The 24,308-nt window shown below is 56.9% G+C and carries 22 protein-coding genes and 1 pseudogene; 7 read left to right on the top strand and 16 right to left on the bottom strand.

The genetic code is table 11. The features are described 5' to 3' along the window. The 7 genes from J1C54_RS13765 to pcnB all read right to left on the bottom strand — a co-directional run. A partial coding sequence (locus tag J1C54_RS13765) for an AMP-binding protein (protein ID WP_229148914.1) occupies positions 1 to 911 on the bottom strand: 911 nt, incomplete at its 3' end. A gap of 156 nt (positions 912 to 1,067) precedes the next feature. After that, positions 1,068 to 1,448 (bottom strand): aspartate 1-decarboxylase, encoded by a 381-nt coding sequence (gene panD, locus J1C54_RS13760; protein ID WP_229148912.1) that lies wholly within the window; start codon positions 1,446 to 1,448, stop codon positions 1,068 to 1,070. A 106-nt stretch (positions 1,449 to 1,554) separates the two neighbouring features. Then, entirely contained in the window at positions 1,555 to 2,409 is an 855-nt protein-coding gene (panC, locus tag J1C54_RS13755) for a pantoate--beta-alanine ligase (RefSeq protein ID WP_229148910.1), read from the bottom strand. A gap of 23 nt (positions 2,410 to 2,432) precedes the next feature. Beyond that, positions 2,433 to 3,221: a 3-methyl-2-oxobutanoate hydroxymethyltransferase gene (gene panB / locus J1C54_RS13750; protein WP_229148908.1), complete on the bottom strand. Its 789-nt coding sequence runs from the start codon at positions 3,219 to 3,221 to the stop codon at positions 2,433 to 2,435. A gap of 37 nt (positions 3,222 to 3,258) precedes the next feature. Further along, positions 3,259 to 3,927: a deoxynucleoside kinase gene (locus J1C54_RS13745; RefSeq protein WP_229148904.1), complete on the bottom strand. Its 669-nt coding sequence runs from the start codon at positions 3,925 to 3,927 to the stop codon at positions 3,259 to 3,261. After that, a complete protein-coding gene (folK, locus tag J1C54_RS13740; RefSeq protein WP_229148902.1) occupies positions 3,924 to 4,427 on the bottom strand; it encodes a 2-amino-4-hydroxy-6-hydroxymethyldihydropteridine diphosphokinase in 504 nt (167 codons plus the stop codon). The genes J1C54_RS13745 and folK overlap by 4 nt, the downstream gene beginning before the upstream one ends. Beyond that, positions 4,424 to 5,812, bottom strand: a complete 1,389-nt coding sequence (gene pcnB / locus J1C54_RS13735; protein WP_229148899.1) for a polynucleotide adenylyltransferase PcnB — start codon at positions 5,810 to 5,812, stop codon at positions 4,424 to 4,426. The genes folK and pcnB overlap by 4 nt, the downstream gene beginning before the upstream one ends. On the opposite strand from pcnB, the gene J1C54_RS13730 reads away from it, so the two are divergent. Beyond that, entirely contained in the window at positions 5,811 to 6,170 is a 360-nt protein-coding gene (locus J1C54_RS13730) for a hypothetical protein (protein WP_229148898.1), read from the top strand. The genes pcnB and J1C54_RS13730 overlap by 2 nt on opposite strands. 121 nt (positions 6,171 to 6,291) lie before the next feature. On the opposite strand, the gene J1C54_RS13725 is transcribed toward J1C54_RS13730, so the two are convergent. From J1C54_RS13725 to dksA, 5 genes are all read right to left on the bottom strand, one after another. Next, the gene (locus tag J1C54_RS13725) at positions 6,292 to 7,635 is read right to left on the bottom strand and encodes a sigma-54 dependent transcriptional regulator (protein WP_229148897.1); all 1,344 of its coding nucleotides are present in this window, start codon (positions 7,633 to 7,635) and stop codon (positions 6,292 to 6,294) included. After that, a complete protein-coding gene (locus J1C54_RS13720; RefSeq protein WP_229148896.1) occupies positions 7,632 to 10,589 on the bottom strand; it encodes a sensor histidine kinase in 2,958 nt (985 codons plus the stop codon). The genes J1C54_RS13725 and J1C54_RS13720 overlap by 4 nt, the downstream gene beginning before the upstream one ends. Next, positions 10,579 to 10,755 carry a hypothetical protein gene (locus tag J1C54_RS13715; protein ID WP_229148895.1) on the bottom strand — a complete coding sequence of 59 codons (177 nt, stop codon included), beginning with the start codon at positions 10,753 to 10,755 and terminating at the stop codon, positions 10,579 to 10,581. The genes J1C54_RS13720 and J1C54_RS13715 overlap by 11 nt, the downstream gene beginning before the upstream one ends. 85 nt (positions 10,756 to 10,840) lie before the next feature. Beyond that, positions 10,841 to 11,653, bottom strand: coding sequence for a tRNA glutamyl-Q(34) synthetase GluQRS (gluQRS, locus tag J1C54_RS13710; protein WP_229148894.1), 813 nt, complete (start codon positions 11,651 to 11,653; stop codon positions 10,841 to 10,843). 70 nt (positions 11,654 to 11,723) lie between these two features. Further along, positions 11,724 to 12,122: an RNA polymerase-binding protein DksA gene (gene dksA / locus J1C54_RS13705; protein ID WP_229148916.1), complete on the bottom strand. Its 399-nt coding sequence runs from the start codon at positions 12,120 to 12,122 to the stop codon at positions 11,724 to 11,726. Between the two features lie 931 nt (positions 12,123 to 13,053). Between dksA and J1C54_RS13700 the strand changes: the two genes are divergently transcribed. Then, the gene (locus tag J1C54_RS13700; protein ID WP_229148893.1) at positions 13,054 to 14,220 is read left to right on the top strand and encodes an aminotransferase class I/II-fold pyridoxal phosphate-dependent enzyme; all 1,167 of its coding nucleotides are present in this window, start codon (positions 13,054 to 13,056) and stop codon (positions 14,218 to 14,220) included. Beyond that, entirely contained in the window at positions 14,217 to 14,933 is a 717-nt protein-coding gene (gene sfsA / locus J1C54_RS13695; protein ID WP_229148890.1) for a DNA/RNA nuclease SfsA, read from the top strand. Before J1C54_RS13700 ends, sfsA begins: the two co-directional genes overlap by 4 nt. Positions 14,934 to 14,951: 18 nt before the next feature. Here the strand turns inward: sfsA and J1C54_RS13690 are convergent, their stop codons facing one another. From J1C54_RS13690 to J1C54_RS13680, 3 genes are read right to left on the bottom strand one after another with little or no spacing between them, the layout of a single operon-like run. Next, the gene (locus J1C54_RS13690; protein ID WP_229148887.1) at positions 14,952 to 15,941 is read right to left on the bottom strand and encodes a serine/threonine protein kinase; all 990 of its coding nucleotides are present in this window, start codon (positions 15,939 to 15,941) and stop codon (positions 14,952 to 14,954) included. Continuing rightward, positions 15,938 to 16,270: a Rieske (2Fe-2S) protein gene (locus J1C54_RS13685; protein ID WP_229148885.1), complete on the bottom strand. Its 333-nt coding sequence runs from the start codon at positions 16,268 to 16,270 to the stop codon at positions 15,938 to 15,940. The genes J1C54_RS13690 and J1C54_RS13685 overlap by 4 nt, the downstream gene beginning before the upstream one ends. Positions 16,271 to 16,303: 33 nt before the next feature. Next, positions 16,304 to 17,308: an adenosine kinase gene (locus tag J1C54_RS13680; protein ID WP_229148882.1), complete on the bottom strand. Its 1,005-nt coding sequence runs from the start codon at positions 17,306 to 17,308 to the stop codon at positions 16,304 to 16,306. Positions 17,309 to 17,395: 87 nt separating this feature from the next. On the opposite strand from J1C54_RS13680, the gene mrcB reads away from it, so the two are divergent. Further along, a complete protein-coding gene (gene mrcB, locus J1C54_RS13675) occupies positions 17,396 to 19,726 on the top strand; it encodes a penicillin-binding protein 1B (RefSeq protein ID WP_229148881.1) in 2,331 nt (776 codons plus the stop codon). Further along, a complete protein-coding gene (locus J1C54_RS13670; RefSeq protein WP_229148880.1) occupies positions 19,702 to 20,151 on the top strand; it encodes a tetratricopeptide repeat protein in 450 nt (149 codons plus the stop codon). Before mrcB ends, J1C54_RS13670 begins: the two co-directional genes overlap by 25 nt. Positions 20,152 to 20,176: 25 nt before the next feature. On the opposite strand, the gene J1C54_RS13665 is transcribed toward J1C54_RS13670, so the two are convergent. Beyond that, the gene (locus J1C54_RS13665) at positions 20,177 to 20,836 is read right to left on the bottom strand and encodes a thiopurine S-methyltransferase (RefSeq protein WP_229148879.1); all 660 of its coding nucleotides are present in this window, start codon (positions 20,834 to 20,836) and stop codon (positions 20,177 to 20,179) included. Between the two features lie 68 nt (positions 20,837 to 20,904). On the opposite strand from J1C54_RS13665, the pseudogene J1C54_RS13660 reads away from it, so the two are divergent. Then, positions 20,905 to 23,166, top strand: a pseudogene (locus J1C54_RS13660) (ATPase, T2SS/T4P/T4SS family). After that, positions 23,163 to 24,254: an AAA family ATPase gene (locus tag J1C54_RS13655; protein WP_229148878.1), complete on the top strand. Its 1,092-nt coding sequence runs from the start codon at positions 23,163 to 23,165 to the stop codon at positions 24,252 to 24,254. Before J1C54_RS13660 ends, J1C54_RS13655 begins: the two are co-directional and overlap by 4 nt. The last annotated feature ends 54 nt before the right edge of the window (positions 24,255 to 24,308 follow it).

Here is a 24,308-nt window from a genome sequence, read left to right as displayed (position 1 = left end):
ACATCTGCGGTGCACCAGTAGATGTCACCGTCGTGATAATCGAACACATATTTGTGGGTCAGTGTGGCACCAAGCAGATATCCGGCGGTGGTGTGTAGTACGCCCTTTGGTTTGCCTGTAGAGCCTGAGGTATAAAGAATAAAAAGTGGGTCCTCGGCCGCCATGGGCTCCGCTGCACAGTTGCCATCGGCTTGCATCAGCGCCTCGTGATACCAGATGTCCCGGCCGTCCTGCCAGCCGATCTTGGCGGCGGTACGCTGCACCACCAGACAGGTGTGTACGGCGGGACAGTCTGCCAGAGCCTTGTCCGCATTGACTTTTAGCGGCACGGCTTTGCCGCCGCGCACACCTTCATCTGCGGTGATCAGTACGCCAGCCTCAGCGTCCTGCAGGCGGTCCTTAAGTGCCTCCGGAGAGAATCCCCCGAAAACCACTGAGTGGATTGCACCGATGCGGGCGCAGGCCAGCATGGCGTAGGCGGCTTCAGGAATCATAGGCATATAGATGCACACCCGATCGCCTTTTTTTACGCCGCGCGCCCTGAGTACATTGGCAAGCTTACAGACCTGCTCATGTAGCTCCCGGTAGCTGATGTTTTTGCTCTGATCCGGCTCGTCCCCCTCCCAGATGATTGCTGTTTGGTCGGCCCGTTGGGGTAGGTGGCGATCAATACAGTTGACGCTGACGTTGAGGGTAGCGCCATCAAACCAGCGTGCCTCGCCTTTGCCAAAGTCTCCACTGTGAACGGTATGCCAGGGCGTCATCCAGTCGAGCAGTTCGTTGGCTCGGGCGCTCCAGAAGGTGTCCGGACTGTTTATCGATTCGCGATACCAGGCATCGTAGGTTGCACGGTCGATTAAGGCGTCGCGTTTGGCAGTTTCCGGAACCGGATAAAGCTTGCTACCTGACATGGTCGCTCCTGTTATGATTTTTAGCGAAGGAATAACTATTGACCATCATATCCCGTGGGACAAGCGCTACCAGATAAGAGTTTGGCTTGGATGCGGGAGCGTTTGTCAGGGAAATAAAAAGCCGGCCCAAGGCCGGCTTTTCAAAGACTGTACAGGTTAGGCAACCTGTACAGGAATGGCGTTGCTTGCGCCTTTGACGGCGTTGCCCTCAGCCATATAGATCAGACGTGGCTTAAAGTTGATCAGCTCTGCGGCGCTGTAGTTAGCGTAGGCGCAGATGATCACCCTGTGGCCAACACTCGCCTTATGGGCGGCAGCCCCGTTCACGGAGATCATTCTTGAGCCCTCTTCTCCACGAATTGCATAGGTGGTAAAGCGCTCACCATTATCTATGTTGTAAATCTGGATTTGTTCATATTCCAGAATGCCGGCCATATCCAGCAGATTGCCATCAATGGCGCAGGAGCCCTCATACTCAAGCTCCGCATGGGTTACACGGGCCTGGTGCAGTTTGGCTTTCAGCATAGTGCACTGCATGGCTAATACCTCTCTCAGCTACCCCTGGTATACAGCAGGTTTCCTACCAACGTGGAGCATCCTACTACGGCATTGGTACTAAAAATGGGGCGTCAGTATCTATGAATCACTGGTCACACGCAATTGACAAGGTGACATTGTCTATCAATCGCGTGCCCCCCAGCTTGGCCGCTACGGCGATCACTAAATGGCTGTCGGGCGAACTGACCGGGATCAGTGTATCCGCGTTGCTTATATTCAGGTAATCGACGTCAAAGCCAGCTTGCCTCAATTTGTCAGTGCCCAGTTTGACCAGTGCCGGGAAATCCCGTTCCCCGCCTTGTATTCGTGCCTTCAGGTCCTGCAGGGTGGCATAGATTGCCGCGGCCCGATCCTTTTGCTCTGCACTCAGATAGCCGTTGCGCGAGCTAAGGGCAAGGCCATTGGCTTCACGGGCTGTGGCGACGCCAATGATCTCAACCGGGAAAAAAAGGTCCTGTACCATGCGGCGGATGACAGCCAGTTGCTGGAAGTCTTTCTCGCCGAAGCAGGCGATATCCGGCTGCACAATGTTGAGCAGTTTGCTGACTACGGTGCTGACGCCGCGAAAGTGTCCCGGTCGGCTGGCACCACACAGGTGGTCTCCCAGCTCATCAACATCAACCCAGGTGCGGTTTTTTTCCGGGTACATCTCTTCCACAGGAGGGGCAAACAGGAGATCGCAGTGGGCCATGCCCAGCTTTTCGCTGTCTGCCTCGAGCGTGCGTGGGTAGCTGTCGAAGTCTTCGCTGGGGCCAAACTGGGTTGGATTGACGAAAATGCTGGCAACAACTTTGTCAGCATGGCGCCGCGCTTCGTCGATCAGGCTGATATGGCCAGCGTGCAAATTACCCATGGTGGGCACGAAGCCAATTTTCAGACCGCCCTGACGCCAGTCATGGATCTGCTGACGCAGCTCAACTATGTTGTGCACGGTTTTCATTGGCGCTCTCTAGGTCGGCGTGATCAGAAGCAATGCTCGGAGGCAGGGAAGCTGCCGTCCTTAACCGCTTTGTCATAGGCGGCAAAGCTGGCCCGTATATCATGGCCTTCGCTGGCAAAATTACGCACAAAGCGCGCCGGCTTGCCGGGGGTGATACCGAGCATATCGTGCATCACCAGCACTTGGCCGTCGCATTCAGGGCCAGCGCCGATGCCTATTACGGGTACTTGAACGCTCTGGCAGAGTTGGGCGCTGACATCCCGTGGCACGCACTCTAAAAGCAGAATATCAGCGCCGGCCTGCTCAAGCAGTCTGGCATCTTCAATCAGTTGTTCGGCTTCTGTTTTTTCACGGCCTTGGACTCGATAGCCGCCAAGGGTGTTTACCGATTGCGGGGTCAGGCCGAGATGGGCGCAAACCGGTACCCCATTGCGTTTCAGCACACTGATAGTTTCGGCCAGCCAGCCAGCACCTTCCAGTTTGACCAGATTGGCGCCAGCCTGCATTAGGGTGTGGGCTGCCGTCAGTGCTCTGTCAACCGTTGCTCCGCTCATAAAGGGCATGTCCGCCATGATCAGGCTGCCCTGATTGCCGCGGGCCACAGCGGAAGTGTGGTAGGCAAGCTGCTCGGTGGTCACCGGCAGGGTGCTGTCATGACCCTGAAGAACCATGCCGAGGGAGTCGCCGACTAGCATGACATCAACCCCTGCCTCACTGATTAGCCGTGAGAAACAGGCGTCATAGGCCGTCAGTACGGAGAACTTTTCACCGTTCTGTTTGCGCTGTTGCAGGGTGCGAACCGTCACGGCCATGGTCTGGTCTCCGGTGAGTCAGCTGGCTGCTGGCAGGTCAGTCGGCCAGCGGGCGCGGGTTAAAGTAGTGCCGGCCGGAGCGGATGTCCAGCGCCCGGCGCAGTAACTGCGCATAGTCATCATCGCGGTGGATCGGGTCAATATCTGCGGCATTGACGATTAGCAGCGGCGCCTCATCGTAAAAGTGAAAAAAGCGGGCATAGGCTTCGTTAAGACGGTTCAGATAGTCAGCACTGATTGATTTCTCATGGCTGAGGCCGCGACGTTGGATGCGCTGCAGCAGCACCTGGCTGGGAGCCTGCAGGTAAATCACCAGATCAGGCTTGGGTGCCTGTGGGGCAAGATGCCGGTATACATTGTCGTAAAGTGCGAACTCATCCTGATCCAGGTTTAGTTCGGCAAACAACCGATCCTTTTGTAGCAGAAAATCACTCACACGGACCGGGCTGAATAACTCGTTCTGGGCCAATGCCCGTACCTGCTCCGTGCGCTGGAACAGAAAAAACAACTGGGTCTGCAGGGCGTACTGACTGGGGGATTGATAAAAACGTGCCAGAAACGGATTTTCTTCCGCCTGCTCCAGCAGCATTTCCACGTTAAAAGTCATCGCCAGTTTACGGGCCAGCGAGGTCTTGCCGACGCCAATAGGGCCTTCGACAACGATGTATCGAGGTGGCTGCGCATCCGGGGGTATCAGTTCGCTCACGGGGTGATGCTCCAGCGGCTATCGTGATGCAGGCAGATTGGCTGGTCCGCAGTGGCGGTGCAACAGGTTGTCAGCGATTGGCCATCAGGTAATGTTGTTTGGCGGGATATTTCCAGTAGCGGCTTTAGCACGAAGGCTCGCTCTGTCAGGCGCGGGTGGGGTATTTGCAGGTTGGCCTGACTGATGATTTGTTCGCCATACAGCAGAATATCCAGATCAAGTGTGCGCTCGCCCCAGTGCCGTATACGCACTCGCCCAGCCTGTTGCTCAAGATACTGCAAAGCAGTGAGCAGCTCCGATGCACTCAAGGATGTGTCGATGTGTAGCACCGCATTAAAATAGTCAGGCTGATCCTGAGGGCCGATCGGTGCGCTGCGATATAGAGAGGACGATGCAACAATGCGGCAGCCGGCTAGTTGGTCAATGGCGGCGCGCGCATCAATGAGCAACGCCACGCTGTCGCCAAGATTGCTGCCCATGCCAATAAAGGCGTCGGTCATTGGCTTCCGGTGCTGCCGGCGCCGGCCGGCTTGCGCCGCCGGCGCCGCTTTTTCTTTGCCGGGGCTGCAGTTTTGCCCAGCTGACGCACCATTTCCATGCGGCCGTGTTCGTCTTCTTCTTGATAGCGGGTCCACCAGTCACCCAGGCCCGGTTCAATCTCACCGGACTGTTCGCGCAGCAGTAAGAAGTCGTAGCCCGCTCTAAACCGGGTGTCGGCAACCAAAACCTCCGCATGGCGGCCATGCCGCTTGTCGAGGCGTAATTGCATATCCCAGATTTCTCGAATCACTTGAGCAAAGCGTTTGGGGATGGCAGTAATTTCATTCTGACTGTGTATTACCTGACCTGCTGCTTTCTGCCGTGCAGGTGCAAAAGGAACGCCATGTTCAAGATGTTTTTCGGTGCGCGCGACCACTGCAGGCCAGAGTAGCACCGCAAAAAGAAATGCCGGCGTGACCGGGCGATTCTCCGCAATTCGCTTGTCAGTATTGATGCAGGCTTGCTCGATCAGGTTGTTCCACACTGGTCCGATGCCTGTGTCGTGCAGGTGTTTGCCTGACTCCGGTATCAGAATCTCGAGCAGACCAAGCTGTTGCAGGGATTTCATCGATGCCAGAGCATGTCCGGTGAGAAACAGTTTTAACACTTCATCGAACATTCTCGGTGCGGGCACCTGATGCAGGCTCAGGCCAAGCTGATGGATCGGCTTTTCGGTTTCCGGCTCCAGCTCAAACTGCATTTTTGCGGCAAAGCGTGCAGCGCGCAGCATGCGAACCGGATCTTCACGATAGCGTCTCTCCGGATCACCGATGATGCGGATGCGCCTTTCACGAATATCGTCAAGGCTGCCCATGAAGTCGTACAGGGCAAAGTTATCAATATTGTAATACAGCGCGTTGAGGGTGAAGTCGCGCCGCAATGCGTCTTCTTCGATAGTGCCGTAAATGTTGTCGCGCAGGATCATGCCGTGCTCGGATTCTTCGCGCTCGTCAGGCTCTGATAGCGCACGGAAGGTGGCTACTTCGATAACGTCCTGACCAAAGTAGACATGCACGATCTTGAAGCGACGACCAATTACCCGGGCACGACGAAACAGTTTCTGTACTTCTTCGGGCGTCGCATTGGTGACCACGTCGAAGTCCTTAGGTGTAACACCATTGAGGATGTCGCGTAGGCAGCCACCAACCAGATAAGCCTCAAAGCCACCCTTGTTCAGGCCGTACAGTACATTCAAAGCGGCACGACTCATGTCGCGGCGAGATATGTCGTGATGCTCACGGGAGTGGATTTCCGGAACGGGCAGGGCGGCACTGGAACTTCGTCCCAGCAGCCTGGTCACAGAGTCCAGAGGTTGCGTCAGGTAACTGGCAATCTTGCGAAGCATGAAACGAAATGACCTTGCGGGTGTCAGGGGAACGGTGGATGTTAACACTGCCGTGGCACAGGCAGGTAATGACAATGACTCTGGGCTGGCGATTATTCAGGGACGGGGCCCGGAAATTAAAAAGGGACCACAGCTCCGCTGTGATCCCTATTGCGCTGATTCTATTGTTATTGTTTTTCGTTTTCTGGTTTTGCCTTCGGTCTGCCAGTTGGCTGACCATGCTGTATTGGCTCGTAGAACTGTTGTTTTTATTATTTCTGCCGGCTTTTTATTATTTGACCCGGGAGCCACATCGCCGTTTTTTATTGTTAGCCGGCTTGGAAGTTATGTTGCCGCCCTGCGGCTCTCTTTGCAATGAATGCATAAGTCTATAAAAAACAAATAGTTACGTGTTTTTTCTCAAACGGGAGCAATACCTGCCGATACGCACACTTACTTTCTGTGTAGGACGGTAACACTTCGGTTACGTCTGACGCTGGTCAGCTGCCTGCTGAGCTGTTGCGACTGCGCGGAATGCCAAGTCGCTGGCGGCGTTCCCACAGGCACTTGCGGCTGATACCCAGCTTGCGGGCTAGCTCTGTCTCTGTCATGTGGTCCTGATTCTCCATGACGAATCGAGCGAAGTAGTCCTCTAGTGAAAGGTCCTCGGCGGGGTCCTGGAAGGTGCGTGTTGGCACGACCGACAGGTCGATGCCCAGCAGGTCGGCGCCAATGGGCTGGCCATCTGCAAGAATCACCGCTCGCTCGATGGCATTCTCGAGCTCGCGGACATTGCCAGGCCAGGAGTAGTGGTTCATCGCGCGCCGGGCATCGCTGCTGAAACCGCCTGTCTTCAGGTTGAGGCGCAAGCTGATGCGCTCCAGCAGGTTGTCGGCTAGTAGCAGGATATCCTCACCACGCTCGCGCAGTGGTGGTAGCGCTAACTGGATAACCTGCAGGCGGTAGTAGAGGTCCTTGCGAAAGCGCCCTTCTGTTGCCAGGCGGGCCAGGTCGCGGTGGCTGGCACCAATCACCCGGGTATCTATGCGGCGCGCATCCGTTGCGCCGAGGCGCTGAACCATCTGGCTTTCCAGCAGCTGCAGCAGGCGTCCCTGGGCAGACCCGGACAGCTCGTCAATTTCATCAAGAAAAAGCGTGCCACCATCGGCGGTCTCAGCTAGCCCGCGGCGGCTCTGGTTGTTGCTATCATCGCGTTCGGTACCGAATAAATGCTGCTCCAGCTCATCGCTGGCCAGAGCTGCGCAATTAACTGACACCATGGGCCCGCGACTCCGCTCACTACGGTAATGCAGGGTGCGTGCCACCAGTTCCTTGCCAGTGCCTGATTCGCCACAGATCAGTACGCTGCTATCAGTGACAGCAATGCGTTCTACCTGTTGTATCAGCTGTTGCATAACCGGGCTTTCGCCAACCATATCGCTGACCGGGTAGCGCTGTTCCAGATCTGCTCGCAGGACATCGTGGCCCCGTCTAAGGACACGCTCCTTGAGGATGCGGCTAACCGCCATAACCATCTCGTCGTGGTCGAAAGGTTTGGCGATGTAATCTACCGCGCCCAGTTTCATGGCATCGACGGCGGACCGCAGGCTGGCATAACTGGTCATGATTAGCACCGGAGTTGGTTTGGCCTGCTGGATAAGATTGGTGCCGGGAGCGCCGGGCAGGCGCAGATCACTGATGATTAAATCGAAATCGTGGAGGTCATGATCGCTCGCCTGCTCGACAGATTCGGCTTCGACAACGCTGTGATCGTGGCGCTCCAGTAATTTGCGTAGTGCGCCCCGAATTACCGGCTCATCTTCAACAATCAGAACATGACTCATGCGGTGGTCCTGTTACTTGCCGCGCCCGCAGTGATGGCGGGCAGGCTGATAATGAAGCGGGTGCCATGGTCACCCTCAATCGGGCTCTCTGCCCGAATGCTGCCGCTATGATCCTCAATGATGCTGTACACCAGCGCCAATCCCAGCCCAGTACCGCGGCCAGGCGGCTTGCTGGTCACGAAGGGTTCAAACAGGGTATCAAGCAGGGCCGCCGGGATGCCATGGCCGCGGTCTTCAATATTGACGTCCACATGACCTTCCACAGCTCTGGCAGTAATGTGCACAGGCTCATTGTCTGGGCTGGCGTCCGCTGCGTTGGCAAACAGGTTAACAAATACCTGAAGTAATCGCTGCGGATCCCCGGACACCTTCAGGCCCGTGGGGCAGTCGTTGATAAAGCGCTGTTGGCGACGGTCCGGGTCCATGGCTAGCAGGGCGATGGCTTCGGCTGCACTATCATGAATATCCACTGGTAAGTGATGCTGTTGCGGCAGCTGACCGCTGTGGCTGAAGGTTACCAGCGATTCCACGATACGACTGATGCGGCGGGTTTGTTCCAGAATCTGCGCGGTACCTTGCTGTAGTTCCTCATCCGTTGCCCCAAGCGCCATGTTCTGGGTTAGGCAAGCAATAGCAGTTACCGGGTTGCCGATCTCGTGGGCTACCCCTGCCGCCAGTCGGCCAATGGAGGCGAGGCGTTCGTTATGCGCAGCACGTAGTTCCAGTGCGCGGATCTCGGTGATGTCCTCGACAACGATAACCTGGCCGGCGTCCCGTTCGCCGTGAATCGATTCATGCACTCGTGACTTGTGCAGGCTAAGCCAGCGGCTGACACCACGAATGGTAATTTCCTGTTGCGGCATATGCTGTACCGGCCCGGTAGCAAAGCGCAATAAAGGCTCGCGCCAGTTGCTGGGCAAATTTGCCAGGCGCGAGCCAGTCATGCGTTGGCCGGAGATGCCGGTAAGTTTTTCCATGGCCAGATTCCAGCCGATAATCTCGCCGTCGGCACCCAGTGAAACAACTCCCATGGGTAGTTCCAGCAGTGTCTGCCTGTGGAAGCGTCGCAGGCTGTCGAGTTCGGCGGCAAGGCCGGAAAGGCGACTGCGATACTGTTCCAGGCGCGACTCGATAAACTGAATGTCTTCGTTGCTCTCTTCGTCGCCCTGGGCCTTATACGGAAGGTGGTCGTCGACAAGCTGATGAGCAACTGAGGGGCCCAGCAGGCCGGACAGATTGGTCTCCAGTTGATCACGCAGGCGCCGCAGGGCGTAGGGGCGGGTTTCATTGCGGCTCAGGCCAAGATCGCGCAGGGCCAGCTCAATTTCCCGCTCGGCGGTGACAGGGCCGAGAGGGGCCGTCAGAGAGCCAATAAAATCGTCCACATTGCTGGACTCCAGCTTCCAGCGGTAAGGGCGGCGCAGGCTGTCAACCGCGCAGGTCTGGGCAGCATTCTGCTCGGCACTGCTGGCGCTAGTGAGCAGAGAAACAATTGCAAACGCGGCACCGTTGGCCCCCACAGACATCAATGCGATGGTATGCCATTGGTCAACAGGGCTGGCAAAACGCAGGCCAAGAAATTCGGAAAGTGCGGTCCAGTGCCAAACCGGTGATAGTGCTGGTAGCACCAGCATCAGCAGCCAGAGAGAGGAGCCGATCAGCAGACCCGCTAGCATTCCGCGGCGGTTGCCGCCGGGCCAGAACAAGGTGCCTACCAGTCCTGGAACAAACTGCAGGGTGGCGACGAACGACATTACGCCCAGTGTCGTCAGGCTGTGGCGGTGGCCAACCCAGGAGTAAAACAGGTAGGCCAGGCCAATAATTGCGACAATTAAAATGCGTCTGGCCCATAGCAGCCAGCGGTAAAGATCCTCACCAGGCTCTGGCCGCCGCAGCGGCAGAACCAGATGGTGCAGAGTCATTCCTGACAGCGCTAGTGTGGCAACAATGAGCATGCCGGTGGCGCCAGCCAGGCCGGCAATGTAAGCCAGTAGGGCGCCCTGCCCACCAAATCGGCTGCTCAGGCCCAGGGCAAAATAATCCGCCGGTGTGGCAACGTCTTTAGCCATGGCCGCCCACAGAATTACCGGCACACAGATAGCCATTACTAACAGCATGGTAGGCACTGCCCAGCTGGCGGTGACCAAGGCGCGGGGGTTAAGGTTCTCGGCAAACGCCATATGGAACATGTGGGGCATGACTACGGCAGAGACAAAGAATGCCAAAATCAGGCTGTGCCATGTGCCGTCTTGCAGGGGGAAGTACAGCCGGGCAAGCATTTCCGGATGCTGGTCAAGCCACTCGTTCAGGCCGCTGGGTCCGTCAAATACGCCGAACAGACCAATCAGCGCCACGCCAACAAAGGCGACCAGTTTAATCAGTGATTCCGTCGCCATCGCTACTACGAGGCCCTCATGCTTCTCCCGGGCTGTAGCGTGGCGGGCGCCAAACAAAATGGCGAAAAGCGTCAATAGCATGCAAAACCAGATGGCGACATCCAGCGGTTGTGAGTCTCCGCTCATAATCACCACTGACTCGGACACCGCTTTGATCTGCATGGCCAGCAGCGGCAGCATGCTGACCAGCATGATCAGGGTGGTTAGCGCACCGGCTGCGCGACTGCGATAGCGAAATGCAAACAGGTCGGCTAGCGAGCCGAGCTGATAGGTGGTGGTCAGGCGCAGAATGGGGGCCAGCAGGATAGGTGCCAGCAGAAACACGCCAGAGATGCCGAGAAAGTAGGCCAGATAGTTGTAGCCGTATTGATAGGCGTAGCCGACGCTGCCGTAGATCGCCCAGGCACTGCAGTACACCCCCAGAGAAAACACATACACCATGGGGTGACGCACCAGCCTGGCTGGCAGCCAGCCCCGGTCGGTGATCCATGCCACCAGAAACAGGAAAAACAGGTAGCCGGTAGCAAGGGCCAGCAGAAAGTAGAAATTAAAGTCCATCGAAGTCCCGGCTGCGGCCAATCCAGTAGCTCAATCCGATCAACAGCATCCATACCAGAAACGGGCGGAACCAGGCTCGCCCACCGTCACTCCACCACTCAATAATGGCCGGTGACAGCAGGTAGGTGCCGAGAATAAAAATGATCAGCAGGCGATCGGTATACATCGGGGTATCCGTAACAGGGTTCTGGCATGGTAAACGCACCGCTGGAGATTTTGTAGGCGCTGGATTACTCCGCCCATCGCTGAGACTAAAGGGCGGCCAGCAGCATCTGCTCCGGGCTGTCTATTTCCACGTCTATGCCCAGATGTGCGAGCGCTCGTTGCAGGGTCACAGGGGCCTGATCAGCTGTGATTGCTGCTGCACCAGAAGACTTGGAGAGTTTCTCGCCGCTTCTATCAAGTACCACCGGCAGATGGCCATAGCGCGGCTTTGGCCGTTGCAGACAGTTAAGTAGGTGGATCTGCCGCGGGGTGGACTCGATTAGGTCCATGCCGCGGATGACGTCTGTAATGGCCATATCCGCATCGTCTACTGCGCAGGCCAGCTGGTAGGCGAACAGGCCGTCCCGGCGACGAATAACGAAAGCGCCTTCCTGCTGGTCAAGCCGGAAGCACCGTCTGCCCTGAAAGCGGTCATCAAAGCACAGCGCTTCGGCAGGTACGGAGAGTCGCACGGCGGTATCTTCCGGTGAGCTAACCGAAAGATGTTTGCCCGGGTGCACATTGCCTAATGCCGCCAGGTCTTTACGCGACAGCCGACAGTAAAATGCATCGCCCTGCAGTAGTAGTTGCTGGACAGCCGCTTGATAGGCTTCGTGGTGCTGGCTTTGATAGTGCACCTGGCCATCCCAGTGCAGAGCAAAGGCCTCTAGCTGGCGCAAAATAGTATCCGCAGCGCCGGGCGTTTCTCGGGGCGGGTCAATATCGTCAATGCGTACTAGCCACTCACCCTGCTGTTGACGAGCATCCAGCCAGCTGGCCAGCGCCATAACCAGTGAACCAAGGTGCAGTGGGCCAGAGGGAGTGGGGGCAAACCGGCCTCTGTATCGGGGTGAGGTCATTGCTGACTCCGACAACGCAAAACGCCGGAGTTATCCGGCGTTTTGCGGGGCTTGAGGTGCAGCACGCCGGTCAGTTGGCCAGCTGCCGCTCCTTTATCTCGGCTAGTTCTTTGCAGTCAATGCAAAGTTCGGCGGTGGGCCGGGCTTCAAGGCGGCGAATGCCGATCTCAATGCCGCAGGCTTCGCACCAGCCATATTCATCCTTGTCGATCATATCGAGAGCCTTCTCGATCTTCTTCAGAAGCTTGCGTTCACGGTCGCGCGCGCGCAGTTCCAGAGCGAACTCTTCTTCTTGAGTGGCGCGATCATTCGGATCCGGCAGATTGGCAGCCTCATCCTGCAGGTGGTGCATGGTGCGGTCTGCTTCTTCCATCAGTTCCTGGCGCCAGGCCATCAAAATTTTGCGGAAGTGCTGATGTTGAGCCGGATTCATATACTCCTCATTTTTGCTCGGCTGGTACGGTGCCATGCCAAAAATGGGAGTGGTGGAAGCGGGCAAGGTGCTGCTATTGCTCTGGCGTTTCACGGGTGTCGATACCTGTACGGAGGACTGCGTTGCTCTCCCCACACTCGGTTTCGCCGGTAAAGCGGAAGCGGGCCGGGCGGGAATGGCCGACGCTTGGGTCGGCTTCTTCACCGCTGCCTTCCTGGCGGTTTTGGGTTTGGCGGTTTCCTGTTTTACCGGCGGTTTGCTGGCCGCGGGCTTGGCGGCGGCCGGCTTCGGTGCGGGCGCCTTGGGTGTTGCTTTTGCCGGAGTTGCTTTGGCCTTTGCCGGGGCAGCGGCCTTCGCTTTGGCGGGCGCTGCTTTTTTGTTCGAGGTGGCTTTTGCGGCTTTTGCCGGGGCTGCCTTCACCGCGCTGACTTTGGCTTTTGCTGCGGCTTTTGCCGGAGCTTTGGCCTTGCTGGCCGGTTTGGCGGCGGTCGGCTTTGCTGCAGCCTTTTTCGCTACTTTAGCCGCCGGTTTAGTGGCGGGCTTCTTGGTGGCTGGTTTAGCAGCTGCTTTCTTGGCGACGGGTTTGCTGGCTTTACTGCTACTGGTCTTTTTGGCCGCAGCAGGTTTTGCCGCCGCTTTTTTTGCAGGGGTGGCCTTTTTAGCTGCTTTGGCGATAGGTTTGGCCGCCGTCTTCTTGGCTGCTGCTGCCTTCGGGGTGGCTTTGGCTGCCGGTTTTTTGCTGTTGTTCTTGGTGCGGGTAGCCATTCTGATCAACTCCCTTAACATACTCACTGCTCGCTGTTAGTGTGCCACCGGCTCCGCCGGCTTGGGCCCCTCGGCCCAACTAAACGTCCGACAATACCCGTAGCACTGAGTCCTGTCACCTTTGATGCACCAGCCGGTAAAAGCGGGGCGCATTATAGCGGGACATTTGCAAACTGAAAGCCAACCAAAGGACTGATTTATCATGCTTCGTCAGGCCTCTCGTAATGACCGTATTGCACCGTTTCATGTAATGGCTCTGCTGGGCCGTGCTCAGGCGTTGCAGGCCGCCGGCCACGATGTCATTCACCTGGAGGTGGGGGAACCTGACTTTCCGACGCCGGCGCCGATTGTTGAGGCCGGGCAGCGGGCGTTGTCCGAGGCCCTGACCCGCTACACTCCAGCTATCGGGCTGCCAGCGCTGCGCCGTGCCATTGCCAACTATTACCATGAACGTTTTGCCGTTTCGCTGGAGCCTGAGCGGATTATTGTCACCCCCGGGGCTTCGGGTGCATTGCAGTTGGCTCTGGCCCTACTGGTCGATCCTGGTGATGGGGTGCTGCTGAGTGACCCCGGCTACCCGTGTAACCGTCACTTTGTCGAGCTGGTCAATGGCATTCCGCAGATACTGCCACTGGCAGGTGACGCCCGAGTGACGGCAGAGAAGGTTGGTCAGCACTGGCAGTCGAATACCGTGTGTACTTTGCTGGCATCTCCGGATAATCCCACTGGAGCGATTCTGCCGGCAACGGAGTGTGCGGCCATTGCAACCACCGTCGCCGAGCTGGGCGGTTCGCTGATTGTCGATGAAATCTATCAGGGTCTGGTCTATGACCAGCCTGAGCATACGGTGCTGAGCGAGGCGCCGGATGCCCTCGTGCTAAACAGCTTCAGTAAGTATTTTGGCATGACTGGCTGGCGGCTCGGCTGGATGGTGGCGCCGCCACAACATCTGGCCGCACTGGAACGGATGGCACAAAACTTTTTTATCGCTCCGCCAACCATATCCCAGCACGCCGCGCTGGCGGCTTTCTTGCCGGAGACCCGGCTTGAGCTGGATCGTCGTCGGGACGTGCTGAATGCTCGTCGCAAGCTACTGCTGGAAGCATTGCCAGGGTTGGGGTTGCACGTTATCGGTGAGCCGCAGGGTGCGTTCTATATCTATCTGGATGTCAGCTCTGTGACAGATAACAGCTTTGCCTTTTGTGAGCAGTTGCTAGAGCAGGAGTTTGTTGCCCTGACACCCGGCGCGGACTTTGGCAGCGTACACGGGCCTGAAAAGTGTCTGCGTATTGCCTACACCACCGATGAGGCGCGTTTGACCGAGGCGCTGGAAAGATTGCGTCGTTTTATTATCAGGAACGGCAAATGAAATTTGACCCGCCACTGCAACAGGGGAGATTACTTCGTCGCTATAAGCGCTTTATGGCCGATGTGGAGCTGGCTGACGGCAGCGTCATCACGCTGCACTGCCCGAATACAGGTTCAATGAAGAACTGTCAGCCGGTTGGTGCTGCCGTGCTGTACTCCGATAGCGGTAATCCGGCGCGTAAATATCGTCACACGCTGGAGGCTGTGCAGGTGGCCCATGGTCACTGGGCGGGGGTGAACACGGCGCGCACCAATCAGCTGGTAGCTGAAGCGATTCTGGAGAAGCGTGTGCCAGGGTTGAAGCGCTACACCGCGCTGCGTCGTGAAGTGACGTTTACCGATAGTCGGTTCGATATCGTGTTGGACCATGCGCACGGTGCTCACACCTATATTGAAGTCAAGAACGTGACATTGGGGCCGGCTGAAGATGAGCCGGACCATGGCGTGATTGCTTTTCCGGATTCAGTGACAGAGCGCGGTCAAAAGCATCTGTTGACGTTGATGGAGGCGGTGCGACAGGGACACAAAGCTGTACTGTTTTTTTGTGTGCAGCATACGGGTGCCAAAGCGATGCGGCCGGCAGATGAAGTCGACCGAAAATATGGCGAGTTATTGCGAAAGGCTGCCGCTGGCGGCGTTTCTATCGTGGCATGGAAAACTCAAATTTCTCCACGAGAGTTTTCTCTCAAGGAGGCGGTCACAGTGATCCTCTGATCCTGATGGCGAGATAAATCAGTAAATCAGCGCCGGTTCCTGCAATGCGGACATTTGCATGCGCAGGTCCAGAATGAACTCCCCCCAGTAACGTGGGCTATTAAACCAGGGAAATGCTCGCGGGAAGGCTGGATCATCCCAGCGCTGCCCGATCCACGCGGAGAACTGCAGCATCCGCAGGGTGCGTAGTGGTTCGATCAAGCGCAGCTCGGCGGTATCGAAATCACGAAACTCGTTGTAGCCGTCCAGTATCGCGCCAACCTGCTGCTGTTGCTGCTCCCGTTCACCCGACAGCAGCATCCATAGATCCTGGAGTGCTGGTGCCATGCGTGCGTCGTCCAAATCAATAAAGTGGGGGGCTTCATCGCGCCAAAGTACGTTGCCGGGGTGACAGTCGCCATGGGTGCGCAGCATGCCTATGCTGCGGCCACTGGCGAAGCGGTCTTCCACCATGGCCAGTAGGTCGCGACTGATACTTTGCCAAGCAGGTAGCAAGTCCTTTGGCACAAAGTGCTCACTGAGAAAGCTGACCGATTGATGGCCGAAGCTTTCGATGGTTAGTGCCGGTCGGGTACTGAATGAACGTACTGCGCCCACATTGTGAAAGCGGGCCAGCCAGCGCCCCATAGACTCCAGACAGTTGTCATCATCCAGTGGTGGCGCGTGGCCGCCACGACGAGGAAACAGGCTGAAGCGGAAATCACCGTGACGAAAAAGTGTCTGGCCGCTTGCGTCCTGCAATGGCGGCACCACAGGTAGTTCCTGATTGACTAGCTCTGCGGTAAAGGAGTGCTCTTCAAGAATTTGCAGGTCGCTCCAACGACCTGGACGATAAAATTTGGCGATGATCGGCGTGCCCTCTTCAATGCCGATCTGATAAACCCGATTCTCATAGCTGTTCAGAGCAAGAAAGTGGCCGCTTGTTTGCCAGCCTTGTTGTTCAACAGCGTCAAGAATGACATCCGGGGTCAATGCATCAAATGGGTGGCTGGACGGCAAGGATGTCATGCCGGCTCAGGGAGCTCGTCAATCCATAATTCGTCGCTACGTATGCTGTGCTTTACCGCCACCAGTTTGTCGCCGCTGCACGGCCCGGAAAGACAATGGCCACTATCGATTTCAAACAGCGCACCATGATTCGCGCACTGGATAAACTGGCTGTCAGAGTCAAGAAATACGTCCGGCTGGAAGTTCAGTTCAATGCCAAGGTGTGGGCACCAGTTTAGATAGGCATGTATCTGACCATCCCGGCGCACAATGACGATTGATTGATCGCCGGCAGTGAATTCACGGGCGCCATCTTCCGGTAGTTCATTAATATGGCAAAGCATATGCATGATCGAATCCTGTATTGGCAGTTCTATGCTGGCTTAGTGGCCAAGAATATCGCGACGAATGGCCAAGTGTTCCGCCGCAGGCAAGCGCGGCCCAAAATCGCTAACCACCCGTGCGGCTGCAGCGCTGGCCAGGCGGCCGGCAGTGGCAAAGTCGTGGCTCTGGCTCAGGGCGTAGAGAAAGGCACCGGCAAACATGTCGCCGGCACCGTTGCTGTCCACTGCCTTTACCGGGAATGGCTCGACATCAATAATTCTGTCGCCATCCCAAAGTCGTGCACCTTGCGCGCCGCGAGTAATTACCAGTGCGTTGGCGTGAGTCCTGAGGATGTCGATAGCGGCATCAATGTTATCAGTGCCAGAAAATCCCAAAGCTTCGGCTTCATTGCAGAACAAAATGTCTACGCCGTCGCCGATCATTTCCCGCAAACCATCGGCGAAGAACTGCACCATGGCCGGATCGGAGAAGGTCAGAGCCGTGCGCACGCCGGCCTTTTTCGCTGTTTCACGCAGGCGGATAGCCGCAGCGCGGGCGCTTGGTGAGGTAACCAGATAGCCTTCGATATAGGCAAATCGGGATGCTGCTACCTGATCTTCAATAACTGCTTCTTCGCCGACGGTTTCGGAAATGCCCAGAAAAGTGTTCATGGTCCGTTCGGCATCCGGGGTGATCATTACCAGGCACTTGCCACTGACGCCGGCGCTTTTGTCGCCGGCCATATTGGTATCGACGCCAGCGGCATGCAGGTCATCGACGAAAAAGTGACCGGTGTCGTCATCGGCGACCCGACAGGCATAGAAGGCTCGGGCGCCGAAATATTGAGCAGCTACCGCAGTGTTGCACGCGGAGCCACCGCTGGCGCGGCGGTGAACCCGGGTCTCGCTGTTCAGGGCTGACACCAGCTCCCGCTGACGGGCTTCGTCGACCAGCGTCATGATGCCCTTGCCGATGCCCATACGTTCGAGAAAGGCATCGCTAACCTCGACTTCAGTGTCGACGAGGGCGTTACCAATGGCGTAGATATCGTAGCGCTGGGTCATTTGTCGGCTTCCTCAAAGCAAAGAGCGAACATTATGGTGATGCCAGGGTCCATTGCCAAACGTGAAGGTGCTATATACTGCCGGCCCATGAGTAAAGCGAAGAAGTCCCCTTCTGGAAAAAGGTCTCCGGCCCGCAAGGCGCCGGGTCGTGCTGCTGCGTCCTCTGGCATACGCTGGCGCCGGCTTGTCTGGCAGCTGGCACTGGTGAGCCTGGTTATCGGCCTGCTTGGCTTGGCGTGGCTGGATGCCCGTGTGCGTCAGCGTTTCGATAACCATCAGTGGCAGTTGCCAGCGCGGGTCTATGCGCGGCCGGTGGAGCTCTTCAGCGGTCGGGAGATGACCGCCGAGAACCTTGATCAGTTGTTGTCGCTGCTCCGCTATCGCCGTGATGATGCGGCCCGAGAGCCGGGCACCTTTGCTCGCTTTAATGGCGGTGTATCCCTTTATACCCGAGGCTTTCGCGACAGTGACGGGGGAGAGCCGGCGCAGCAGATTCGTTTGCTTATCGACAGTCAGCGGATTGGCAAGTTGACCGATGCCGGTGGTCAACCATTGCCGGTTGCACGTTTGGAGCCGCTACAAATCGGCAGTATTCATCCCGGCCATAGTGAGGATCGGGTGCTGGTAAAGCTCGAGGATGTGCCGCCGCTATTGGTGCATATGCTGATGGCCACCGAGGATCGAAGCTTTCATGAGCACCATGGCATTTCTATTCGTGGCTTGATGCGCGCTGTGTTTGCCAACCTGCGTGCTGGCCAGATGGAGCAGGGAGGCAGCACCCTGACGCAGCAGCTGGTTAAGAATTTTTGGCTGACTCGTGAGCGCACTCTGTCGCGCAAGTTGACCGAGATTCCCATGGCGTTGTTGCTGGAGTTGCATTACAGCAAGGCGCAGATTCTGGAGACCTACCTGAATGAGGTGTATCTCGGGCAGGACGGTGGTCGTGCTATTCATGGTATGGGGCTGGCAGCACAGTTCTATTTTGGACGGCCGTTGGCAGAGCTGCAGCCGCACCAGTTCGCCATGCTGATCGGTCTGCTGAAAGGCCCCAGCTATTATGACCCGCGTCGCCATCCAGAGCGTGCACGGCAGCGCCGCGATACAGTGCTGCAGGCGGCCGCCAGTCAGGGCTTGCTGGATGACAAGCTGCTTGGTTACTTGCGCAACAAGCCGCTGGAAGTGGTGCCCAAGGGTGGTTCAGCGCTATATGCATTTCCTCATTTTATTGATCTGGTGCGGCGTCAGCTGGGGCGCGATTACCCAGCAGAAATCCTTGCCTCCGAAGGTCTGGTGATCCACTCAACCCTGGATGTTTTGGCGCAACTGGTTGCCGAGCAGAAACTGAGTGATTTTCTTGTTCCGCATAAGGAGCTCAATGGCGCGGTGATCATTACCGCGCCGGATCAGGGTGATGTGCTGGCATTGGTGGGTGACAAGTCGCCGCGTAGTGCCGGGTTTAATCGGGCTCTCGATGCGCAGCGTCCGATCGGCTCGCTGGCCAAGCCGGCGGTGGTGCTTGCCGCCCTGCAGCAGCCGACAAAATTTCACCTTGGCACGCGGGTCACGGATGGTCCGTTCGAAGTGCGCATGGAAGACGGACAGGTGTGGCAGCCGAAGAACTATGACAATCAGTCACTCGGCGCCATGTCGCTGACCGATGCGCTGGCCCAGTCACGCAATCAGGCGATTGCGCGTCTTGGTTTGGACGCCGGTTTGGGCGAGGTGATTCGTACCTTGCAAAAGCTTGGTGTGCAGAGCCGTATTCCTCCCTATCCAAGCATTTTTTTGGGCAGCCTGAATCTGAGCCCATTTGAAACAGCTGTGATGTATCAGACCATTGCCACCGGTGGCCAGCGCACCCCTTTGCGCTCAATTACTGATGTGCTGGACCGTCATGGCGCGCCGCTGGCGCGCTACCCGGTGCGCCCGGAACAAGTATTTGATCCACAACAGGGCTACTTGCTGCAATGGGCCTTGCGTCAGGCAATGATTCGCGGAACCGGGCGCTATGCGGTTGCCCAGTTGCCGGCAAATTTGCTGGTGGCCGGCAAGACCGGTACCAGCGATGGCCAGCGTGATGCCTGGTTTGCCGGCTTTAGTGGCAGCCATCTGGCACTGGTGTGGCTTGGCCGTGATGACAATGGGGATACCGGCTTTACCGGCAGCAGCGGCCCATTACGCATCTGGACCAGCATCATGGCTGCGTTGCCTCAGCGCCCCATGCGCCTGGTCCCGCCGGCCGGCGTCGAGATGGTATGGCTGGATGCGGATGGGGTGCGGCGCAGCGGTCAGGGCTGCGAGGGTGCTCGTGAATATCCATTGATGACGTCATCAATACCACAGCAGAGCAGTGCCTGTGGCAAAGTGCAGTCTGTACCCGGAGGCGTAAAAAGATGGTTCAAAGGGTTGTTCGACTGATTGTGATGATTGCTGTGATGTCGCTGGCGGCCTGCACGGTAACGCCGGGCGATATGTCCGTACCAATGGAGATGCCGCCGGGTGATCCATTAAAAGATAGCGCAGCAGAAAGCCTCTGGCAGATGGCAGTTGCCGCTCGGGAGCAGAACAATCTCGCCGCCGCTGGGCGTTACCTGGAGCGGGCTCTTTACATGCAGCCTGAGTCATCCTGGTTGTATCGCGAGTTGGCTGAGTTGCGCCTGCGTGAGGACGACCCGCAAAGCGCAGAGGTTATGATCCAGCGGGCATTGCGTCTGGCTCCTCCTCGCCCAGCCTATCAGGCCGCACTGTGGCAGCTATTGGCCACGGCACGGATGCGACAGGGAGATGAGCAGGGCGCCGAACGGGCCCGTCTTGAGGCTGAAATGCTAGTCCGGCGCCGTTAGTTTCAGAAAGTGTCAGTTCCAGGAATCAGGCCGACCTATCGCTGATACGGTATGCCCTTTCAATCATGCTTGTCATGCCTTGCTCGCGGAAGCCGGGATGGCGGTCAATGACCTGCTGTTCGCTGATTAGCTCAATGGAGCAGCCTTGAAAAAGTTGCTGCACCTCGCTGTCGGGGACGCTGAATGGTGGTCCTGGCCGCTGTTCCTGCGGATACTCGAAGGTCAGTAGCATCAGGCGCCAGCCGGCAGCCAATACGCTTCGCATATGAGCAACATAGAGCTGCCGCATAGCTGCTGGCAGGGCGACCAATGCTGCTCGGTCGTAAACCAGACGAATATCGGCAAGCTGTGCGGCGGTTACCGCAAAGTAGTCGCCGCAGTAGAGCGTGAACCCTGAGCTTTCAGCAACCTCCATGGCTCCGTCCTGATGCCAGTGCAAATCCAGACCTTGCTCTATGCCAAAGGATTGTAGTGCTTGCCTGGATAGCTCCACTCCGGTAACCGGGTGTCCCTGCTGGTGTAGCCAGATCATGTCGAGACTTTTGCCGCACAGTGGCACCCACACGGCATCTCCGTCGCCGGCGCCCAGGGAGGGCCACCAGCGTGTTAACAGCGGGTTGACTCTGGAAAGATGGAAGCCGATCTCGCCCTTTTCCCAGCGCTCGTGCCAAAAACTGATTTCCATCATTACCTCACTCGAATAAAACGATAACCTATTGATATCACAATCAAGCCAATACTGTTGGGAGCCTTATGCCGGCCAACACTGATCTTCGCACTATCCAGATGGTTCATGCTGTTCCTCGCAGTGCCTTTGTGTCTTCGTCAGATATCAGCGAGCTGATGTCTGGCCATAGCATCCCGTCGCAGGCGGCGGTGAGATCAATCCTCTCCCGTATTCCTCCTTTACGCGCTTCTGACAAGGTTCTGCTTATCGGTGCTGGGTCGGGGTACTTTGCCATGATTCTATCAAGGCTGGTGGCTGAGCTGGTGGTTGTTGAGCACAACCAGGTGATTGCCGATATTGCCGGGAAAAACCTGGCCGCCTTCAAGCCGGCCAACCTCACTGTCCGCGTCTCTGAGGGGGAGTCGGGGGCTGCGGACCTTGCCCCATTTGACCGGGTGATCGCGCTATGTGAGCTGACCAAAATAGACACACTGCTTGAGCAGCTGGTTACGGAGGGTTCATTGGTGATGCTTGGTCGCGGAGACGGGCATTGGACTTCTCTGGAGTTATGCGAGCGTGACGCTCAGGGTAATGTGCGTCGTCAGGATCTGGGGCCTGTGGACTTTTCCAGTGATATCGGTGCAGCACTGATGGATATGGGGCTGGTGGATGAGCATCTGATGGCCACTGCCAAGGAGGAAGCCGATCGGCTCAGCTTGCCACTGATGACAGTCGTGCAGCGGCACCTTGGCGCAGAGGATATATCTGTTTATCGGGCGGTGGCCAAACGGCTGGGAATTACTTTCGAAGAGGCGGACAAACTATTTCCTCAGATTGATCGGTCTCTTGTCCGTCAGTTTTCCAGAACTTTTCTTGATCATTATCGAATGATTCCAATTGCTCAAAAGGGCGACTGTCTTCAGGTGGCCTCTGATAATCCGGAAATACAAACCGTGTCACTTGAGGCGATGATGCCGGGCAGGGCGGTGCAGCGGATTTTGGTCACGCCGACGGATTATCGTCGACTCTGGTCTGCGATCAATATTAGCGACAAAGGTGCCCGTGCCATCGCGCAGGCAGCACCATCCGCACAGAGCGCTGCACACGAGGACTTTGCGGAGGAACTGGATAATCATATCAGTCCCTATCTGGTTGCTGTGTATGAGGCAATTTTGCTTGATGCTGTGAGTGAGAAAGCCAGTGACATTCATATAGAGCGCTATCACCAGCGTGTGCGTGTCCGTTTGCGGGTTGATGGTGAGCTCTCGGACCTTAATCACTATCAGCTCACTCCAGCGGAAATGGCAGGCGTTATCAATGTAATCAAGACCCGGGCCGAGCTGAATATTGCCGAGCGCCGTCTGCCTTAGGGAGGTCGCTCACGACTCAAGGTGGGTCAGATCACTTATGACCTGCGTATCCAGACACAGCCTTCACTGCATGGTGAGCATGTGGTTATTCGTCTGCTGCCACAAAGTGGTCGCGCCATGGGGCTTGATGAGCTTGGCCTGTCCCCGCGAATCGCCTCTCAGTACCGTCGGCTACTGGATAATCCAGCTGGTCTGGTATTGATTGTTGGGCCCACCGGATCGGGTAAGTCCACCACCCTGTCGGCAGGGCTGCAGGAGCTGGCTGATGATGGTCGTCGCAAGGTGATTACGGTAGAGGACCCGATCGAATATGCCATCGATAATATCCAGCAGACCAGAGTGAGAACCAAGATTGGCTTCGGTTTTGCTGATGCCATGCGATCTTTTGTTCGGCAGGATCCTGATGTGATTCTGGTAGGTGAGATTCGGGACTCCGAGACAGCCCTTGAAGCGGTGCGCGCTTCTCAAACGGGTCACCTGGTGTTGTCTACGCTGCATTGCAACGATGCTGTTGATGCGATTCAGCGATTGTACGATCTTGGCCTGCATCGCAACTCTATTGCCAGTGAGCTTCTCGCCGTTATTGCCCAGCGTTTGGCAAAACGTATCTGTACTCACTGCCGTGAGCCGGCGGAACCTGATGCGAAAGTCCTGCATGAGCTATTTCCTGATGAGGTGCCGGATAATTTCCGTTGCTTTGTTGGAAAGGGATGCGACCAATGCGGTCAACGTGGCACCCGTGGTCGGGTTTCAGTGGTTGAGTACATGCAGGTTAATGCGGATTTTCGCGACATCATCAGCCGCCAGCCTCCTCTTGGCGAGCTGCGCTGGCGCGCCCTGGATGCAGGCCTGGTAACTATGCGAGACAGTGCAGTGGATCTGGTTGTTCAAGGTGTGATTCCGATGTCTGAATTGCCCCGCATATTGCCGGCGGAAAGGATGGCGCCAGAAGCGCGTGGCGGAGTGAGAGAAGAATGATGAAAAAATCGGAACGAGTGCAGAGACTGCCAGCTGAAGTACGTTTCGCAGCAGAGCTTGAAAAACTTCGTCAACACGATGATTCACCTGTGCCACCCGGTTGGCAGATGTCTCCCATTGCGGTGGAGAAGTTTATCAGTGGAGATGCCGCTCTTGGTGTCGGCAGAAAGTTTGTCGCGGAAGAAGGGGTAGTGCGACGCATCGTTATTTCGCTTTGTACCAACCGGGGCTGCTTTCTGGTTGGCGAGCCAGGTACAGCCAAGTCCTGGGTTTCCGAACTGCTCGCTGCAGCGGTGTCTGGGGATTCCACACTGCTGATTCAGGGCAGTGCTGTCAGCTCGGTAAGTCAGCTTCTATATGACTGGGATCGTGCCGCCTTAGCTCGCTCTGGCCCTCACCGTCAGGCATTGATTCCCGGGCCTCTTTATCGTGGTATGCGAGATGGCAAGCTGGTTCGTTTCGAGGAGCTAAGCCGTTGCCCGCAAAGCCTTCAGGATGCGATTTTGTCAGTTTTGTCAGAGCGAATAATCAGCATTCCCGAGCTCGGAGATGAAGACGGAACTTTGTACGCGGCGCCCGGATTCAATATTGTCGGCACCAGCAATAGCGTTGATGAGGGTGTGAATAAGATGAGCGTGGCATTACGTCGCCGGCTCAACTTTGAAACCATTCGGCCGATCCGCCGCCTGCAGGATGAAATCGACGTGGTTCTGCAGGAGCTGGCCATGCTGAATGAAAACTCCGGCATACATCTGATCCCGGAGCCGACGGTGATTGAAGTGCTGGTAACCATGTTCCATGAGCTGCGTAGCGGCCAGTCGCTGGATGGCCGCAGCACCCACCGGCTGGCAGGCGCAGCACTGTCCACGGCGGAGGCAATCAACGTTGCCCACGCCCTCAGTGTTTACGCGTTTTACTACCATGAAGGAGTGATGCGAGTGGAGGACCTGGTCCACTTCATCATTGGTGCGGCGTTAAAGGATAAACCGGACGATCGCCGCCGGCTGAAATACTACTTTGAAAATGAAATCAGCCAGAAGCCGGGTAAAGCGTGGCAGGCAATCTATCAGCAGCGTGAACTGTTGTGATGGGCCAAAATAGTGCCGTGGGCTTTCTTGTGCGGCGCTGCTGTGGTTCCATCC

The sequence above is a fragment of the Alcanivorax sp. 1008 genome, assembly GCF_020667895.1.
Lineage (GTDB): Bacteria > Pseudomonadota > Gammaproteobacteria > Pseudomonadales > Alcanivoracaceae > PGZG01.
The sequence above is the reverse complement of the archived record's forward strand: the minus strand, read 5'-3'. Positions and strand labels throughout refer to the sequence as shown.

Coding starts and splice junctions, on each gene's coding strand:
- sfsA (WP_229148890.1), top strand. CDS start 14,217: ATGAAATTTGACCCGCCACTGCAACAGGGGAGATTACTTCGTCGCTAT.
- J1C54_RS13720 (WP_229148896.1), bottom strand. CDS start 10,589: ATGGACTTTAATTTCTACTTTCTGCTGGCCCTTGCTACCGGCTACCTG.
- J1C54_RS13670 (WP_229148880.1), top strand. CDS start 19,702: ATGGTTCAAAGGGTTGTTCGACTGATTGTGATGATTGCTGTGATGTCG.
- pcnB (WP_229148899.1), bottom strand. CDS start 5,812: ATGCTTCGCAAGATTGCCAGTTACCTGACGCAACCTCTGGACTCTGTG.
- J1C54_RS13715 (WP_229148895.1), bottom strand. CDS start 10,755: ATGTATACCGATCGCCTGCTGATCATTTTTATTCTCGGCACCTACCTG.
- J1C54_RS13725 (WP_229148897.1), bottom strand. CDS start 7,635: ATGAGTCATGTTCTGATTGTTGAAGATGAGCCGGTAATTCGGGGCGCA.
- J1C54_RS13700 (WP_229148893.1), top strand. CDS start 13,054: ATGCTTCGTCAGGCCTCTCGTAATGACCGTATTGCACCGTTTCATGTA.
- J1C54_RS13665 (WP_229148879.1), bottom strand. CDS start 20,836: ATGGAAATCAGTTTTTGGCACGAGCGCTGGGAAAAGGGCGAGATCGGC.
- J1C54_RS13685 (WP_229148885.1), bottom strand. CDS start 16,270: ATGCATATGCTTTGCCATATTAATGAACTACCGGAAGATGGCGCCCGT.
- folK (WP_229148902.1), bottom strand. CDS start 4,427: ATGACCGACGCCTTTATTGGCATGGGCAGCAATCTTGGCGACAGCGTG.
- J1C54_RS13655 (WP_229148878.1), top strand. CDS start 23,163: ATGATGAAAAAATCGGAACGAGTGCAGAGACTGCCAGCTGAAGTACGT.
- J1C54_RS13690 (WP_229148887.1), bottom strand. CDS start 15,941: ATGACATCCTTGCCGTCCAGCCACCCATTTGATGCATTGACCCCGGAT.
- dksA (WP_229148916.1), bottom strand. CDS start 12,122: ATGGCACCGTACCAGCCGAGCAAAAATGAGGAGTATATGAATCCGGCT.
- panD (WP_229148912.1), bottom strand. CDS start 1,448: ATGCAGTGCACTATGCTGAAAGCCAAACTGCACCAGGCCCGTGTAACC.
- J1C54_RS13680 (WP_229148882.1), bottom strand. CDS start 17,308: ATGACCCAGCGCTACGATATCTACGCCATTGGTAACGCCCTCGTCGAC.
- panB (WP_229148908.1), bottom strand. CDS start 3,221: ATGGCCGTGACGGTTCGCACCCTGCAACAGCGCAAACAGAACGGTGAA.
- J1C54_RS13730 (WP_229148898.1), top strand. CDS start 5,811: ATGAAACGAAATGACCTTGCGGGTGTCAGGGGAACGGTGGATGTTAAC.
- mrcB (WP_229148881.1), top strand. CDS start 17,396: ATGAGTAAAGCGAAGAAGTCCCCTTCTGGAAAAAGGTCTCCGGCCCGC.
- panC (WP_229148910.1), bottom strand. CDS start 2,409: ATGAAAACCGTGCACAACATAGTTGAGCTGCGTCAGCAGATCCATGAC.
- gluQRS (WP_229148894.1), bottom strand. CDS start 11,653: ATGACCTCACCCCGATACAGAGGCCGGTTTGCCCCCACTCCCTCTGGC.